Genomic DNA, 16,071 nt, shown 5'->3' on the forward strand with positions numbered 1-16,071 from the left:
CGGCGACCCGACGAAACCCTAGTGCTCCTGCAGGGTGCCGGCGAGCAGGCCCCGCATGAAGAAGCGGCCCAGCAGCACGTAGATCACCAGCGTCGGCAGGCTGACCAGCAGGGCGCCGGCCATGGCCTGGCCGAACGGGACCGACTGGCCGCCGGCGACGTTGTTCAGGGCGATCGTCACCGGCCACGAGTCGCGGCTGGTCATCATCGCGCCGAACATGAAGTCGTTCCACGACGACGTGAACTGCCAGATCACGGCCACGGCGAAGGCGGGCTTCGACAGGGGTACCGCCAGGTCCACCCACGTTCGCAGCACGCCCGCGCCGTCGAGGCGGGCCGACTCCAGCAGCGCATCGGGCATCGACACGAAGTGGTTGCGGAAGATCAGGGTCGTGATCGGCAGGCCGTAGATGATGTGGATGAGCATCAGGCCGAGCAGGCCGCCGGTCGCGTCGCCGCTGCCGCGCAGGCCGACGGCGGTCATCGTCTGCGAGACCGGGATGATGACGGCCTGGTACGGCACGAAGATCCCGAACAGGATCAGCGGGAACACGATGTTGGAGAACGGGAAGCGGAACTTCGACAGCACGAACCCGTTGGCGCAGCCCAGCAGCGCGGAGATGAGGCTCGCCGGGATCGACAGCGCCAGGGAGTTGCGGAAGCCCGACGACAGCTTCGGCAGCACCGCCGCGAAGTTCTCGAAGGACAGGCTGGTCGGCAGCTCCCAGATGCGGGTCACGCTGACATCGGCCGGGTTCTTGAACGACGTCACGATGAGCACGTACACCGGCATGAGGAAGAACGCCGCGAGGGCCCACAGGATGAGGTACCGCATCGTGGTGCGCAGCGGGCTCGGGCGCTGCCAGCGCGGCACCTCGCTCGGGTTCGACGGCGGCGGCGTCGGCAACGCACCCGGCCGTTGTTGCGGGGCCGGCTGCCGCGGTACGACCGGGGCGGTTGCGCGGACCATCTGACGACTCACCGCCGTTCCGTGCGCAGGCTGTACCAGACGTAGGGGCCGACGACGATGGCCACCCCGAGGAGCAGGACCGTGGCGATGGTGGCGCCGCGGTCGTAGAAGCCGCCGTCGAACGTGGTGAACCACATGTACAGCGACGGCGTGTCGATGCGCAGGTTGCCCTGGTCGAGCGCGTACAGCAGGTCGAACGTCTTGAGCGAGATGTGCACCATGATGAGCAGCGCGCTGAACGTGACCGGGCGCAGCGCGGGCCGCACCACGTGCCAGAAGATCTGCGTCTCGCTGGCGCCGTCCATGCGCGCGGACTCCCGCAGCGTCTCGTTCACGCCGCGCATCCCGGCCAGGAACAGCGCCATCACGTACCCCGACAGCGCCCACCCGGCCGGCAGCGCGACCGCGGCGATGGCCCAGATCGAGTCCGACTTGTGCCAGTCGCTGCGCAGGAAGTCAAGCCCGACGCCGGCGAGCAGCTTGTTGATGCCGGCCGTGTCGGCGCCCTCGCCGTTGTCCAGCAGCCAGCGCCACACGATCGCGGTGGCGATGAACGAGATGGCCATCGGGAACAGGAACACGCCGCGCAGGAAGCCCTCGCCGCGCACGCCCCGGTCCAGCAGCATCGCCATGAAGAACCCGAGCAGCAGCGCGCCGGCGACGAACACGACGGTGAAGATGATCAGGTTGCGCACGTCGGCGCGGAACCGCTCGTCCTTCAGCAGCGAGGTGTAGTTGTCGAGGCCGACGAAGTGGTACTTCGGGGAGAGCCCGCGCCAGTTCGTGAACGACACGCGCACGTTCCAGCCGAGGAAGCCGTAGACGAAGACCCCGATGAGGATCAGCGACGGCGACACCAGCACGAGGCCCGGCAGCCAGCGGGGGCCGCGCTGGCGGCGGGGCCGCCGTCGCGGCATCGCGAAATTCGGCCGGGCCGGCTCGGAGGAGTGTCGCGCCACGTGTGTGGGGCCGCCTTGCTGATCGAGCGCGCTCACGCCGGCACCTCCGCTTCGCTGCGGACCGCTCACTGTGTCTCCCGGAACTGCTGCTCGACGGTCCGGGCGAACTTGCCCTGGTCACCGTGCTGTACGAACAGGCCGAGCGCCGAGTCGATCTCCGCGTTGTACGCGTTGTTCGCCACCACCCCGTGGGTCAGCGAGCCGACGATGCGCATCTTCGGGTCGCGCCACTGTTGCAGCGCCCACTCGAGGTACCCATGGTAGAGGGCCGCGTCGGCGTCGGTGCGCGCCGGAATCGAGCCCTTCAGCGGGTTGAACAGGTTCTGCCCGGCGGTCGAGCCGCACTCGACGAGCCACTTGCGGGCCAGGTCCGGGCGGCGGGCGCCGGTCGGCAGCGTGAAGGAGTCCGACAGGAAGTCGTACACCCCGTTGGAGCCGGGCGAGGCGACCACGTCGTAGTCGCTCTTGTACGCGAGCTTCTTCGTCTGCTCGAGGTAGGACGACGACCAGTCGCCCATCACGGCGTACACGGCCGAACCGGAGAACACCTTGTCCAGCTGCGGCTGCCAGTCGCCCGCGGCGGACTTGACGTCGGACACGGCGAGGACCTTGGCGTAGGTCTCCAGCGCGGAGGTGACGTCGGGGGAGAGCCAGCTGATGCCGCCGGCGAAGAGGCGCTCGTACTTGTCGGCGCCGAGCTCGCCCAGCAGTACCGTCTCCAGCAGGTGCTTCTGGGTCCACTCCGGCCCGACGGCGAGCGGGGTCCTCCCCTTGGCCTTGATCACCTCGGCCTGCTGCAGGAACTCCTCCCAGGTCTTCGGCGGCGCGGCCAGGCCGAGCTCGCGCAGGGCCTTGGGGGAGTACCACATGAGGTTGGCCCGGTGGATGTTGACCGGCACCGCGTAGATCTTGCCGTCGATGGTCAGGTCGTTGACCAGGCCCTTCGGGAACACCTTGGCCCAGTCCTGCTGCCGGTACAGGTCGGAGAGGTCCTGGACCTTGCCCGAGCGCACGTCGTCGAGCAGCTCGAGCCCGGCGTGGCGCTGGTAGGAGTCGGGCGGGTCGTTGGCCAGCAGCCGGCTGGCGAGGATCGCCTTGGCGTTGGAGCCGGCGCCGCCGGAGACGGCCGCGTTGACGAACCGCACGCCGGGGTTGGCGCCCTCGTAGGACTTGGCCATGGCGGCCAGGCCCTCCTCCTCACCGGGGCCGGTCCACCACGAGTACACCTCGAGCTGGTCGTTGCTCGCGCCACGCACGGTGAACATCGACAACCCGGCGAGCACGGAGACGACCAGGATCGCCACGATCGCCAAGCGGCCTTTCCACACGCCAATCCTCCAGGGGCAGGACGCGGCGGCGACTCCAACTCTCCATCCGGCGGGGCGGCGCGCGCATGTCGTGCTTGGGACCGTATTGCGTGCACATACCGGTTGGTGATTGAACCTTAGGTCGTTACCCAGCGTCGATCGGTCACTTACATCCTCCGAATGGGGGACCTTCCATCACGGCGTAATGGAAGCGTAGCGGCGCGTGTTGTCAGACCTTATCTCCCGGTAACGCTCCCATTGGTGACGTCCGGTGATCGGCCGTTGGGCCAAGAGCGACCCGCCGATCGGAGATGAGCTGTTCACATCCCGGTGTCCCATTGGTTACGGTGACCGCGGTGCTCCATCCACCGACACCTCGGAGGCGAGCGTGCCCGGAGCAGTCACCCTGCTGCACGACCCGAGCAGCCCCGTAGAGATCCAGTTCAGCGGCGAGATCGATGCATCGTGGGCGAGCCAGGCCCAGCACCGCCTCGTCGAAGCGCTCCTGGACCACCGGCCCGACCCGATCGTCATCGACCTGCGCGGCGCCACCCGGCTCGACCCCCGGGTCGTGGGCGCCATCCTGGCCACCATCGAGGCCGCCGGCGACCTCGAGGTCCCCGTCGAGGTGCTCCTGGGCGCCGCCGACCCGACGGGGGGCCTGCTGCCCGCACCCTGACCTCAGCGCGACGGCAACCAGGACAGCATGGGGGTTTCGAACGTGAGCTCCTCCCAGGCCGTCACGGCGCCCGGGATATTGGTGATCGGCGCGCTTCTGCTAACAATGTCCGCATGAATCGTCTCGGGGTGACGCTCGGCGCCGCGGCAGCGGTCTTGCTGGTCTGCGGCGGCGGGCCGTTCGCGGTGACGTTCCCGCAGCGCTCGGCGTTCCTGGCCGGCCAGGAGCCGAAGGCCTGCGGGCTGGTCGCCCGCCAGTCCCCGTTCGGCGAGGTGACCAGCTGCATCGACCTGGGCCGGCGCACCCCGCCGCTGCCGGCCGCCGGGCACGTGTTCCTGCTGCTGGAGACCTCCACCGGCCCGGCCGTGGTCCGGGTGGACTACGACGGCACCGACGACAAGAACTTCCGCGCCTCGGCCGTCGAGGTGCCGACGTGGGAGTCGCCGGGCATCTCCCACGAGACCGGCGAGCGGCTCAAGACCGGAATCGACGGCCGCGGTGGCCTGAAGACCCAGCCGTGGAAGGTGTACCCGGCGTAGGGTCGGTGGTGTGCCACTGAGCATTCGCAACCGGCTGGCCGGCGAGGTCGTCGCCGTCGAGACCGGCGAGGTCATGAGCACGGTGCGGGTCCGGCTCTCCGGCGAGCTGGAGGTGACCGCCGCCATCACTCTCGACGCCGTGCGCGACCTGGGCCTCGCGCCCGGCAGCGTCGTCGTCGCCCTGGTGAAGTCGACCGAGGTCGCCCTGGGCACCGGCGAGGTGCCGCGGATGAGCATCCGCAACCGGCTCCCGGGGCGGGTCACCGACGTCGAGCACGGCGCCGTGATGACGACCGTGCGGGTCGCGATCGACAGCGGCGACACCCTCACCGCGGCCATCACCAAGGACGCCGCCGACGACCTCGGCCTGGCCGCCGGCGCCGAGGTGACCGCGCTGGTGAAGTCGACCGAGGTCAGCATCGCCCTGCCCTAGCCGCCAGTACACCGAGCCCGGCTGCCCGGCGCGAGCGAGGGGCGGTAGGGACAGCCCTACCTCGATGAGACCGGTGTGCGGGCGTGTGGGCGACCCCCGGCGGGCGGTTGTATCGGGGCATGACCGAAGACGTCGTCGAGCTCGACCGTGTGCAGAAGCGGTTCGGCAGCGTCACCGCGCTCGACGCGGTGACGCTGGGGTTCGCGCGGGGGACGTTCACCGCGGTGATGGGGCCCTCCGGGTCCGGCAAGTCCACGCTGTTGCAGGCCGCGGCCGGGCTCGAGCGGCCCACCGCCGGCACCGTCCGCATCGCCGGGACCGACCTCGGCACGCTCAGCGAGACCCGGCTGACGCTGCTGCGGCGCGAGCGGATCGGGTTCGTGTTCCAGTCCTTCAACCTGCTGTCGTCGCTCAGCGCCGAGCAGAACGTCGCGCTGCCGCTGCGGCTGGCCGGGCGGCGGCCGGCGCGCCGGGAGGTCCGGGCGGTGCTGGCCGCCGTGGGGCTGGCCGACCGGGCGCGGCACCGGCCCGCCGAGCTCTCCGGCGGGCAGCAGCAGCGGGTCGCGATCGCGCGGGCCATCATCACGCGGCCCGACGTGCTCTTCGCCGACGAGCCAACGGGGGCGCTCGACTCCACGACGGGGCGCGAGGTGCTCGCGCTGCTGCGCTCCATGGTGGACGGTCAGGGGCAGACGATCGTGATGGTGACCCACGACCCGTTCGCCGCGGCGCACGCCGACCGCGTCGTGTTCCTCGCCGACGGGCGGGTCGCGGGGGAGATGGCCGCGCCCACCCCGCAGGGCGTCGCCGAGCGCATGACCGGGCTGGAGTCGGCGGGGGTGCCGCGATGATGACCGGCATCGCGCTGCAGACCGTCCGGGCCCGCTGGGCCTCCTTCGCCGGGGTGTTCATCGCGCTCGGGCTCGGCGTGTGCCTGCTGGCCACCACCGGGCTCACCCTGGCCTCCAGCGTCGGCGGGCACCGCAAGCCCGTCTGGTACGACCGCGCCGACGTCGTCGTCGCCGGGCAGAACAGTGTCACGGTCGTCGTCGATGCGGGCAGCGAGGAGGAGTACACCAGCAGCACCACCACCCGGCGCGCCCGCTCGCTGCCCGCGGAGCTCGCCGGGAGGCTGCCCGGGGCCGTCGTCGACCGGTGGCTGCCCGGCGGCGCCCACCCGTGGTCGGCCGCCGCGCTGCACGGGCTGCCGCCCGGCGCCGGCCCGGCAAGCGACGACCAGGCCGTCGTCGCCGGGCGCGGGCACGCGGCCGGCGAGCGGATCGAGATCGCCGGGCGGACGTTCACCGTCGCCGGGATCGTCGGCGGGCCCGACGCCGTCTACCTCACCGACCGCGCCGCCGCCGAGCTCGGCGGCGGGCGCATCGACGCCCTGGCGGTCGACGGGATGAGCGCCGAGCAGGTGCGGGCCGCGGTCGGCGACGGGCCGCGGGTGCTCACCGGCGACGCCCGCGCCGACGCCGAGCCCGACAACGACGGCGAGCTGCTCGCCGTCGCCGCCTCGCTCATGGGGACCACGGCGGGGCTGGCCGCGTTCGTCGCCGTGTTCGTCGTCGCCGGCACGTTCGCCTTCGCGGTGGCGCAGCGCCGCCGCGAGCTCGCCCTGCTGCGCGCGGCCGGGGCCACGCCCGCGCAGGTGCGCCGGCTCGTGCTCGGCGAGGCCGTCGTCGTCGGCGTCCTGGCCGGGCTCGCCGGGTGCGGCGCCGGGCTGCTCGCCGCGCCGCCGTTCGCGCACGGGCTCGCCCGCGCCGGGTTCGCCCCGCCCGGCTTCACCGCCGGGTTCGTGCTGTGGCCGCTGCTGGCCGCGTTCGGGGCCGGGCTGCTCGTGGCGCTGTCCGGCGCCGCCGTCGCCGCCCGCCGGGCCGGGAAGGTCCGGCCCGTCGAGGCGCTGCGTGAGGCGTCGCTGGAGCGGCGGGTCATGACCGCCGGGCGGTGGGTGTTCGGGCTGCTCTTCCTCGGCGGCGCGATCGCCATGATCCTCGCCGTGCCGATGCAGGGTGCCGAGGCCATGGCCCTGGTGCTGCTGGAGGCGCAGCTGGCCATCACCGCCGTCGCCCTCTTCGCCCCGCTGCTGGCGCCCGGCACGGCCTGGCTCGCCGGGCGGCTCATCCCCGGCGTCACCGCGGCCCTGGCCCGCGACGGCGCCCGCACCTCCGTGCGCCGCACCGCGTCGACCGTCGCGCCGATCCTCGTCACCGCCGGCATCGCCGCGTCCACGTTCGCCGGCACCGCCACCCTGTGGCACGCCCAGGAGAGCGCGGCCGCCGCCCGGGTCACCGCCGCGGCGATCGTCACCTCGCCGTCCGCGGTCCCGGACGGTGGCGTCCCGGTCGCCCATTCCGTGGTGTACGTCAACCAGTCCGACTACCCCGAGGAGTTCGACGCCGTCTTCGCCGGCCCCGGCCTCGCCCGGGTCATGCGGGTGCCCGCCGAGCCGGCCGACGGCACCGTCGTCGTCGGGCACGACCTCGCCGCGTCGATGCGCTGGGAGCCGGGCGGCACCGCCGACTTCTGGCTCGACGACTCCACGCCGGTGCACCTGCGCGTCGCCGCCGTCCTCGACCCGTCCGCCGACCTGGACGACAGCGTCCTGCTGCCCTGGGCGCTCGGCCCCGGCACGCCCGACGCCGTCTACCTCACCGCGCCCGTCGCGAACCCGCCCGGCACCGTGCTGACCCCCGAGCAGTACTTCGCCGCCCTCGACGCCGGCCAGCGCCGGGAGAACGACTTCGCGCTGCTGGCGGTGCTGGGCATGGCGTTGGTGTACACCACCATCGGCATCGCCAACACGCTCGTCATGGCGACCGCGGACCGGTCCCGGGACCTCGCCGTGCTCCGGCTCGCCGGCACCACCCCGCGGCGCGTGCTGGCCATCGTCGGCCTCGAGGCGCTGCTGGCCGCCGCGGCCGGGATCGTCCTCGCGTGGGCGGTCGCCGGCGGCATGCTGCTCGGCCTGCTGCCGGGCCTGCGGGCCGCCGGGGCCGCGCCGCACATCGTGGTCCCGTGGGACCGGGTGCTCGGCGTCGCCGGCATCTGCGCCGCCGTCGCCCTCGTCGCCGCGCTGGTCCCGGCCGCCCTCGCCCTGCGCACGCCGGCCGCCCGGATGGCCGCCGTCCGGGAGTGATCGCAAAAGGGGCAAAGGGTTAAACCGAGGCCGTTGGCGGCCGATGGGGCTCCCGGGTTTGTCGAAGGGGGTCTCGTTGCTGGTGCGGGCGTACGTCGTCGCGGGCGTGGCGCTGAGCGTCGTGTACTACCTGACGCCCGACTCGCCGCTGCGGACCCTCCTGTGGATCGCGATCGCGGCGTCGTCCGTGGCCGCGATCGGCGTCGGCGTCGCCGTGCACCGGCCCGCCCGGCCGCTGCCGTGGCTGATCGCCGCGGCCGGGCTCGCCTCGTACACGGTCGGCGAGGGGCTGTTCTACTGGCCGCAGCTCGTCGACGGCCGGGAGCCGCCGACGCCGGGCCTCGCCGACGTGTTCTACCTGGCGATGTACCCGTGCCTGGCCGTCGCCCTCGCCGTCGTCGTGCGCCGGCAGAGCCCCGGCGGCGACCGGGCGGCGCTGCTGGACGGCACCATCGTCACGGTCGGCGGCGCCCTGCTGACGTGGGTGTTCCTCATCGAGCCGTACCTCACCCGCTCGACCATCTCCGCCGCCGAGCGCATCACGGCGATCAGCTACCCTTTCGGCGACGTGCTCGTGCTCGCGGTCCTGGCCCGGCTCGGGGGCGGGCGCAGCGCGCGGGGCGTCCCGCTGCGGCTGCTGTTCGCCGGCCTCGGCTGCCTGCTCGCCACCGACGCCGTCTACACCTGGCAGTCGCTGCACGGCTCCTTCCACGCCGGCAGCTGGGTCGACGTCGGCTGGATCGCGTTCTACCTGTGCATCGGCGGCGCCGCGCTGCACCCCGGCATGCGGGCCGTCGACGAGCGGCTCCCGGCGGCCGCGCCCCGGCTGTCCAGCGGCCGCGTCGCCGTGCTGCTGGCCGTCGCCGCGCTGCTCATCCCCGTCGTCATCACCGTGAAGTCGGCCGCCGCCACCGAGCTCGCGGTGTTCCTGACCGCCTCCTGCGTGCTGTTCGTGCTCGTCCTCGTGCGCCTCGCCGACGTCGTCAACGTGCTGCGCGAGGTCCAGCGCCACCGCGCCGAGGACCGCTTCCAGCGCCTCACCGGCCAGGTCACCGACCTGCTGTCGATCTGCCGGCGCGACGGCGTCATCGAGTACGTGACGCCGTCCGTCGAGTCCCTGCTCGGCGTCCCGCCCGCCGCCGTGCTCGGCCGTTCCATCACCGATCTGGTACACCCCGACGACCGCGACCGCGTCGCCGTCCTGCTGGGCACGCAGGAGGAGGGCGGGCTCGTCGGGCCGGTCGAGTGCCGGCTGCGGCGCATCGACGGCGCCTACGTCGTCACCGAGACCATCGGGCGGGCCGTCGACGACGCCGACGTCAGCGGCTACCTGTTCACCACCCGCGACATCACCGAACGCAAGGCGCTGGAGGAGCAGCTCACCCACCAGGTGTTCCACGACGAGCTCACGGGCCTGGCCAACCGGGCCCTGCTCGCCGACCGGGTGCACCACGCGCTCGAGCGGCGCGGCACGCCGTACCGCCACATCGCCCTGCTCATCGTGGACCTCGACGACTTCAAGACGGTCAACGACTCGCTGGGCCGGGCGGCCGGCGACGCCCTGCTGCGCGCCACCGCCGACCGGCTGCGCTCCTGCCTGCGCTCCGCCGACACCGCCGCCCGCCTCGGCGGCGACGAGTTCGCGATGCTGCTGGAGCACCTCGACGACGCCGCCGAGGCCGCCCGCATCGCCGAGCGCGTCCTGGCCAGTGTGCGCCGCCCGCTCACCGTCGGCGGCCGCGAGATCCAGCCCCAGGCCAGCGTCGGCATCGCGCTGCCCGACCCGGACCGCCCGGCCGACGCCGACGAGCTGCTGCGCGACGCCGACGTCGCCATGCACATGGCCAAGCGCCAGGGCCGCAACCGGTACGCCTACTTCGCCCCGAGCATGCACGCCGGCCTGCTGGAGAAGCTCGACCTCGCGGAGGACCTGCGCGGCGCCGTCGAGCGCCACGAGCTCGTCGTGCACTACCAGCCGTTCGTCGACCTGCGCGACGGCGCGGTCGTCGGCGCCGAGGCCCTCGTGCGCTGGATGCACCCGCGGCGCGGCCCGATCCCGCCGGACCGGTTCATTCCGCTCGCCGAGGAGACCGGCCTGATCCTGCCGCTGGGCTACGAAGTCCTCGGCGCCGCCTGCCGCGCGGCCGCGTCGTGGCCGGGCGAGCCGCGCATCAGCGTCAACCTGTCGCCCCGGCAGGTCCAAGACCCGGCCGTCATCCTCTACGTGCAGCAGACCCTGCTGCACAGCGGCCTGGCGCCGCACCGGCTGACCCTGGAGATCACCGAGTCGCTGCTCAGCGAGGACGCCGAGGTCGCCGCGAGCCGCCTCGCCGAGCTCAAGGCCCTGGGTGTACGCCTGGCCGTCGACGACTTCGGCACCGGATACTCGTCGCTGTCGCGCCTGCACGCGTTCCCGATCGACATCCTGAAGATCCCGAAGCCGTTCGTCGACGGCGTGGCCCGCGGCCCCGAGCACTCGGCCCTGGCCCGCGCGATCCTCGACCTCGCCCAGGCGCTGGACCTGCAGGTCGTCGCCGAGGGCATCGAGGACGCCGGCCAGGCCCGCGAGCTGCGGCGCCTCGGCTGCCCGACCGGGCAGGGCTTCCACTTCTCGCGGGCCGTGCCGGCCGAGGCGTTCGAGGCGCTGCTGGCCCGCGGGGCCTTCGCGCTCAGCGACGCCTGAGCGCTGCGGCCTCCTACGGTGGCATTCGCGCGACGCCTGAGCGGGCCGGTGCCTCCTACGGTGGCATTCGCGCGACGCCTGAGCGGGCCGGTGCCTCCTGCGATGGCATTCGCGCGACGCCTGAGCGGGCCGGTGCCTCCTGCGATGGCATTCGTGCGACGCCTGAGCGGCCGGTGCCTCCTGCGATGGCAGGAGGCGGCCGCGGCCGGTGGCAGGAGGTGCGGCCCGCGCCGCGGCGGGATTGTCGGGGGCATGAACGCGATTCGATCGATCGCCGTCCCGCCGCTGCGGGACGCCTGGCGCGGCAGCGCGCCACTCACCGCGCTCGCCGGGACCATGGTCGTCCTGCTTGCCGTCTGCGTCGTCGGGCTCGTCGCCGACGATCGCACCGTGCTCGGCCAGCCGACCTGGCTCAAGCCCGCGAAGTTCGCCCTGTCCTTCGTCGTCTACGGCCTCACCCTCGCCTGGCTGCTCGGCCGGCTGCGCCGCGGGTGGCGGGCGGCCCGGGCCGCGGCGGCCGTCATCGCCGTCGTCTCCGCGCTCGAGATCGGCATCATCGCGCTGCAGGCCGCGCGCGGGCGGCCCAGCCACTTCAACTCCGCCACCCCGCTGGACGAGTGGCTGTGGCGCTCGATGGGCGGGCTCATCATGGTGCTGTGGGCGGGCACCCTGCTCATCACGGTCCTGCTGTGGCGCGACCGCGGGTTCGGCGACCGCGCGCTGCTCTGGAGCGCCCGCCTCGGCCTGGTGATCCTGCTGCTCGGGCTGCTCGAGGGCTTCCTCATGGTGGTGCCGACCGCGGCCCAGCAGGCGCTCGACGAGCGCGGTGCCGACACCCTGCTCGGCGCCCACGCCGTCGGGGTGCCCGACGGCGGCCCGGGCCTGCCGCTGACCGGATGGAGCACCACCGGCGGCGACCTGCGCATCGGGCACTTCACCGGCATGCACGGGCTGCAGGCCACGCTGCTGTTCGCGATGCTGGCCGGCTGGCTGGTCGGCGACGCCGCGCGGCGGCTCCGGCTGGTCTTCGTGTTCGCCGGGACGTACACGGGGCTGGTCGCGCTCGTCACCTGGCAGGCGCTGCGCGGCCAGCCGCTGCTGCGGCCCGACGCCGTCACCCTCAGCGCCCTCGCGGTGCTGGTCGCCGGGGCCGCGGCCGCCGTCGTGCTCGTGTGGCGCCGCGTCCCGGCGTTGACGCCGTCTCTAGGCTGACCGGGATGCTGTGGGTCGGGCGGCTGTTCGAGGAGCGGTACACCGCGGTGCGCCTCCTCGTCGTCACCCTGGCCGGGGTCGGCTACCTCACCCTGGTGCCCGAGGGGCGCTCGATGTCCAACGTGGACCACTGGCTGTCGGCGGGCGTGATGGCATGGGGCTTCGTGGGGGTGCGGTGGCCGTTCGCGGCCGCCACCGGGATCGCGGTGTTGTGCGCCGCCGGCTACCTCATCGGCGCCGACAACGACGCCGTGCCCACCGTCGGGCAGGCGTGGGCGCTGTTTGAGCTCGGCGCCCGCCGCCACGGCCCGCAGGTGCCGGCCGGGTTCGCCGCGGGCCTCGCCGGGACGGTGCTGTCCGACGTCGGCGACCTGCTCGCCGACCCGGTCATGGTCCTGTTCGGCGCACTCACCGTGACCGGGGCGGCGCTGCTGCTCGGCGTGCACGTGCGGGCGGTCGGCGAGCTCGGCCGGCGGGCCGCCGCGCAGGACGTCGCCCGGGTGCGGGCCGAGGAGCGCACCGCGATCGCCCGCGAGCTGCACGACCTCGTCGCCCATCACGTCGCCTCGATCGTGCTGCGGGTCGGGGTGGCCCGCAACGTGCTGCCGCTGGCCGACCCGCGGGTCCGCCAGGTCCTCGACGACGTGCACGCCACCGGCGCCGGCGCCCTGGCCGACCTGCGCCGGCTCGTCGCGCTCCTGCGCGACCCGGACGGCGCGCAGCAGGCCGCGCTGGCCGACCCGGCCGGGCTGCCGACCGCGATCGCCGCCGCGGTCGACCGCGGCCGGCAGGTCGGGCTGGCCGTCGAGGCCGACGTCGACCCGGCCGTCGCGACGCTCGACGCCCGCACGGCGCTCGCGGTGCTGCGCCTGACCCAGGAGGGCCTCGCCAACGCCGCCCGGCACGCCGGGGCGGACGCCCGCGCGGCCCTGACCGTCCGCGTGACGGGGGACCGGCTGGAGTTCGACCTGCGCTCGGCCGGCCGGCGCGCGCCGGCCCGCCTGGTGGCCGGCTCCGGGGTGGGCCTGATCGGCCTGCGGGAGCGCGTCGACGTGCTGGGCGGCACGCTCGCCGCCGGCCCGGACGAGCACGGCTGGCGCCTGAGCGCCACGGTACCGCTGGAGAAGGAGCCGACATGATCCGCACCCTGCCCGTCCAAGACCGGCGGCCATCGCGGGCCGGACCGCGCCTGCTGCGCGAGTCCGCGCCGGACGAGCCCGGCCGGCGCCTGGGCGAGGGGGCGGCATGATCCGGGTCCTGCTCGTGGACGACCAGCGGCTCGTGCGGGCCGGGCTGCGCATGCTGTGCGAGTCCGCGCCCGACATGCAGGTCGTGGGCGAGGCGCACGACGGCGCCGCCGCGGTCCGCCTCGCCGAGCAACTGCACCCCGACGTCGTGCTCATGGACCTGCGGATGCCCGGCGTCGACGGCACCGCCGCGACCGCGCGCATCCTCGCCCGCCGGCCCGCGATCCGCGTCGTCGTGCTGACCACGTTCGACGACGACGAGCACCTGTATCCGGCGCTCGACGCCGGCGCGTGCGGCTTCCTGGTCAAGGACGCGACCCCCGCCGAGCTGCTCGACGGCGTGCGCCGGGCCGCGGCCGGCGACAGCCCGTTCAGCCCGGCCGTGCTGCGCCGGCTGGTGGATCAGGCAGTGCGGGCCCGGCGCCCGGCCGGGCCGCCGCCGGCGCCTCCGCCCGGGCTGACCGCGCGCGAGGCCGAGATCCTCGCGCTGGTCGGCGCGGGCCTGTCCAACCCGGAGATCGCCGCCCGGCTGCAGGTCGGCGTCACGACGGTGAAGACCCACGTGGCCAACCTGATGAGCAAGACCGGCGCCGCCAACCGTGTGCAGCTGGCCGTCTACGCCACCGGCCGCTGATCGGCGGCGAGCGGCGCCGCCGGCCCAGCGCCGCCAACCGTGTGCAGGCGGCGGTTCACACGGCCGGCTGCTGATCGGCGGCGAGCAGCGCCGCCGGGTCGAGGGGGCGGCTGAACATCGGCCAGTGGCCCGTCGGCAGCAATGTGGATCGCTGTCCCGGGGCATGCCACCTGGGCGCCCGGGTGAACCTTTCACGCCCCGGCGAGCAGCGCGGCCAGGTCGGCGGGGCGGCTGAACATCGGCCAGTGGCCCGTCGGCAGCTCCAGCACCCGGTAGTCGCGGCGGTCCAGGCCGGCGAAGAACGGGTGCCCGGCCGCGATCATGCCCTCGACGTCGGCCTTGGCGAGCGTGCTGCAGATCAGGTCCGTCGGCGGCTGCCCGGTCGAGCGCAGCCGCAGCGGCTGCACGACCGAGCCGATCGGGTGCGCGGTGGCCCGCTCGCGGATCCACGCCGAGCGCCCCTCCAGGCCGGCGAACAGCGCCGGGTCGTCGGCCGGGTCGAACGACGGCGGCGGCACGTCCCCGGTGCCGGGCGGGCCGGGGGTGAAGTCGGCCTGGGCGACGCCGTCGGGGACGGGGCCGCTGTCGACGTACACCGCGCGGCGCACCCGGCCGTCCAGCCGCTCGACGGCGCCGCGCACCGGCAGCCCGCCGTAGCTGTGCCCGACCAGCACCACGTCGCCGAGGTCGTCGAGGTCGTCGAGGTCGTTCATGGCGGCCACGATGTCCGCGATGTGCGACTCGAGGGTCGCCGCGGCCGCCTCGGCGGCCCGCTCGGCCACCCCGCCGAGCGTCACCGCCCGCACCGTGTGGCCGTCGCGGCGCAGCACCTGCGCCACCGCGTCCCACGCCCACGCGCCGAGCCACATGCCGGGAACCAGGATGAAGTTCGTCATGCCGGGAACGCTATGGTCGAATCCGGGCGGATCCCGCCCTGATAAGGAGAGTGGCCTGTGTCACAGTCCACCGGCAAGATCCTGGCCCTGCTGGAGGTACTGCAGGCGCGGCCCGGGCTGACCGGCCCGCAGCTCGCCGAGCGGCTCGGCGTCGACGAGCGCACCGTGCGCCGCTACGCGGCCGGGCTGGCGGACCTCGGCCTGCCGGTGCGGGCCGGGCGGGGTCGGTACGGCGGCTACAGCCTCGCGCCCGGCTACCGGCTGCCGCCGCTCATGCTCGGCGACGACGAGGCCGTCGCGGTCGTGCTCGGCCTGCTCGCCGCGGCCCGGCTCGGGCTCGGCGTCGGGGTCGCCGCCCGCGAGTCGGCGCTGGCGAAGATCGAGCGGGTGCTGCCGCCGGCGCTGCGCGAGCGGGTCCGGGCCGTGCGCGAGACGCTCGGGTTCACCGGGCCGGCCCGCGAGCCCGCGGCCGCCTTCGACGCCCGGCACCTGCTCACCATCGGCGAGGCCGCGCGGGACCGCCGCCGGGTCAGGCTCGCCTACCGCTCGTGGCGCGGCGAGGAGACCGAGCGGGCCTTCGACCCGTACGGCGTCGTCTTCCACGCCGGCCGCTGGTACACCACCGGCCTGGACCACCGCAGCGGCGAGCACCGCACGCTGCGGCTGGACCGCATCGGCGCCGCCGTGGCGACCGACGAGCGGTTCGAGCCGCCGCCGCAGGAGTTCGACCCGGTCGGGCACGTCGTCGACGCCCTCGCCGCGGTGCCGTACCACCACGAGGTCGAGGTCCGCCTCCGCGCCACGCCCGAGGAGGTGCGCCGCCGGGTGCCGCCCGCCGCCGGCGCGGTGCGGCCCGGGGATGCCGAGGGCTGGGGCGCGACGCTCACCTGCCGGGCCGAGCGCCTCGACGGCATGGCCCAGATGCTCGCCGGACTCGGCTGGGACTTCGACGTCGTGCGCCCCGACGCGCTGCGGGCCGAGGTCGCCGCGCTGGGGCGGCGGCTCATCGCGGCGGCCGATACGGTGGCCCCATGACGGGTGCCTACATCAAGAGCGTCACCTTCGACTGCGCCGACGCCCTCGTCCTCGGCCGCTTCTGGGCCGCCGCCCTCGGCTCCGACCTCGACGAGGACTCCACGCCGGACAAGGCGTTCGTCGAGGCGGCCGGCTGGGGCGGGCCCAACATCTGGTTCGCCCGGGTGCCCGAGCCGAAGACCGCGAAGAACCGCATGCACTTCGACCTGCGGGCCCCGGGCACCGTCGCCGCGGAGGTCGCGCGGCTGGAGGCGCTCGGCGCCTCGGTGCTGCGCCGCGGGGACGACCTGACCGTCATGGCCGACCCCGAGGGCAACGAGTTCTGCGTCGAGTAGG

Annotated in this window: 15 protein-coding genes; 11 read left to right on the forward strand and 4 right to left on the reverse strand. The window is 74.3% G+C overall.

From position 1 onward, the window contains the following. Positions 1-18 precede the first annotated feature (18 nt). The 3 genes from ACQEVU_RS08630 to ACQEVU_RS08640 all read right to left on the reverse strand — a co-directional run bounded on the left by ACQEVU_RS08630 (position 19) and on the right by ACQEVU_RS08640 (position 3,232). Positions 19-981, reverse strand: a complete 963-nt coding sequence (locus ACQEVU_RS08630; protein WP_433322021.1) for a carbohydrate ABC transporter permease — start codon at positions 979-981, stop codon at positions 19-21. Further along, complete coding sequence (locus ACQEVU_RS08635; RefSeq protein WP_433322022.1) at positions 978-1,886, reverse strand: carbohydrate ABC transporter permease; 909 nt, start codon at positions 1,884-1,886, stop codon at positions 978-980. The genes ACQEVU_RS08630 and ACQEVU_RS08635 overlap by 4 nt, the downstream gene beginning before the upstream one ends. Positions 1,887-1,993: 107 nt before the next feature. Further along, positions 1,994-3,232: an ABC transporter substrate-binding protein gene (locus ACQEVU_RS08640; protein WP_433334856.1), complete on the reverse strand. Its 1,239-nt coding sequence runs from the start codon at positions 3,230-3,232 to the stop codon at positions 1,994-1,996. Between the two features lie 391 nt (positions 3,233-3,623). On the opposite strand from ACQEVU_RS08640, the gene ACQEVU_RS08645 reads away from it, so the two are divergent. The 9 genes from ACQEVU_RS08645 to ACQEVU_RS08685 all read left to right on the forward strand — a co-directional run bounded on the left by ACQEVU_RS08645 (position 3,624) and on the right by ACQEVU_RS08685 (position 13,804). Then, on the forward strand, positions 3,624-3,914 hold the full coding sequence (locus ACQEVU_RS08645; RefSeq protein ID WP_433322023.1) for an STAS domain-containing protein: 291 nt from the start codon (positions 3,624-3,626) through the stop codon (positions 3,912-3,914). Positions 3,915-4,027: 113 nt separating this feature from the next. Continuing rightward, entirely contained in the window at positions 4,028-4,453 is a 426-nt protein-coding gene (locus ACQEVU_RS08650; RefSeq protein WP_433322024.1) for a hypothetical protein, read from the forward strand. 10 nt (positions 4,454-4,463) lie between these two features. Continuing rightward, positions 4,464-4,886 carry a TOBE domain-containing protein gene (locus ACQEVU_RS08655; protein WP_433322025.1) on the forward strand — a complete coding sequence of 141 codons (423 nt, stop codon included), beginning with the start codon at positions 4,464-4,466 and terminating at the stop codon, positions 4,884-4,886. A gap of 119 nt (positions 4,887-5,005) precedes the next feature. Next, positions 5,006-5,737 (forward strand): ABC transporter ATP-binding protein, encoded by a 732-nt coding sequence (locus tag ACQEVU_RS08660; protein ID WP_433322026.1) that lies wholly within the window; start codon positions 5,006-5,008, stop codon positions 5,735-5,737. Then, positions 5,734-8,028 (forward strand): FtsX-like permease family protein, encoded by a 2,295-nt coding sequence (locus ACQEVU_RS08665; protein WP_433322027.1) that lies wholly within the window; start codon positions 5,734-5,736, stop codon positions 8,026-8,028. The genes ACQEVU_RS08660 and ACQEVU_RS08665 overlap by 4 nt, the downstream gene beginning before the upstream one ends. 82 nt (positions 8,029-8,110) lie before the next feature. Then, complete coding sequence (locus ACQEVU_RS08670) at positions 8,111-10,711, forward strand: putative bifunctional diguanylate cyclase/phosphodiesterase (RefSeq protein WP_433334858.1); 2,601 nt, start codon at positions 8,111-8,113, stop codon at positions 10,709-10,711. Between the two features lie 252 nt (positions 10,712-10,963). Continuing rightward, positions 10,964-11,923, forward strand: a complete 960-nt coding sequence (locus tag ACQEVU_RS08675) for a hypothetical protein (RefSeq protein WP_433322028.1) — start codon at positions 10,964-10,966, stop codon at positions 11,921-11,923. 5 nt (positions 11,924-11,928) lie between these two features. Beyond that, entirely contained in the window at positions 11,929-13,062 is a 1,134-nt protein-coding gene (locus ACQEVU_RS08680; protein ID WP_433322029.1) for a sensor histidine kinase, read from the forward strand. Between the two features lie 106 nt (positions 13,063-13,168). Then, a complete protein-coding gene (locus ACQEVU_RS08685) occupies positions 13,169-13,804 on the forward strand; it encodes a response regulator (protein WP_433322030.1) in 636 nt (211 codons plus the stop codon). A gap of 191 nt (positions 13,805-13,995) precedes the next feature. Here the strand turns inward: ACQEVU_RS08685 and ACQEVU_RS08690 are convergent, their stop codons facing one another. Further along, the gene (locus tag ACQEVU_RS08690; RefSeq protein ID WP_433322031.1) at positions 13,996-14,700 is read right to left on the reverse strand and encodes an alpha/beta fold hydrolase; all 705 of its coding nucleotides are present in this window, start codon (positions 14,698-14,700) and stop codon (positions 13,996-13,998) included. A 57-nt stretch (positions 14,701-14,757) separates the two neighbouring features. Between ACQEVU_RS08690 and ACQEVU_RS08695 the strand changes: the two genes are divergently transcribed. Both ACQEVU_RS08695 and ACQEVU_RS08700 read left to right on the forward strand, forming a co-directional pair. After that, positions 14,758-15,735, forward strand: coding sequence for a helix-turn-helix transcriptional regulator (locus tag ACQEVU_RS08695; RefSeq protein WP_433322032.1), 978 nt, complete (start codon positions 14,758-14,760; stop codon positions 15,733-15,735). After that, positions 15,732-16,070: a VOC family protein gene (locus tag ACQEVU_RS08700; RefSeq protein WP_433322033.1), complete on the forward strand. Its 339-nt coding sequence runs from the start codon at positions 15,732-15,734 to the stop codon at positions 16,068-16,070. The genes ACQEVU_RS08695 and ACQEVU_RS08700 overlap by 4 nt, the downstream gene beginning before the upstream one ends. The last annotated feature ends 1 nt before the right edge of the window (position 16,071 follow it).

Source organism: Dactylosporangium sp. CA-139066, from assembly GCF_050936175.1.
GTDB lineage: Bacteria > Actinomycetota > Actinomycetes > Mycobacteriales > Micromonosporaceae > Dactylosporangium.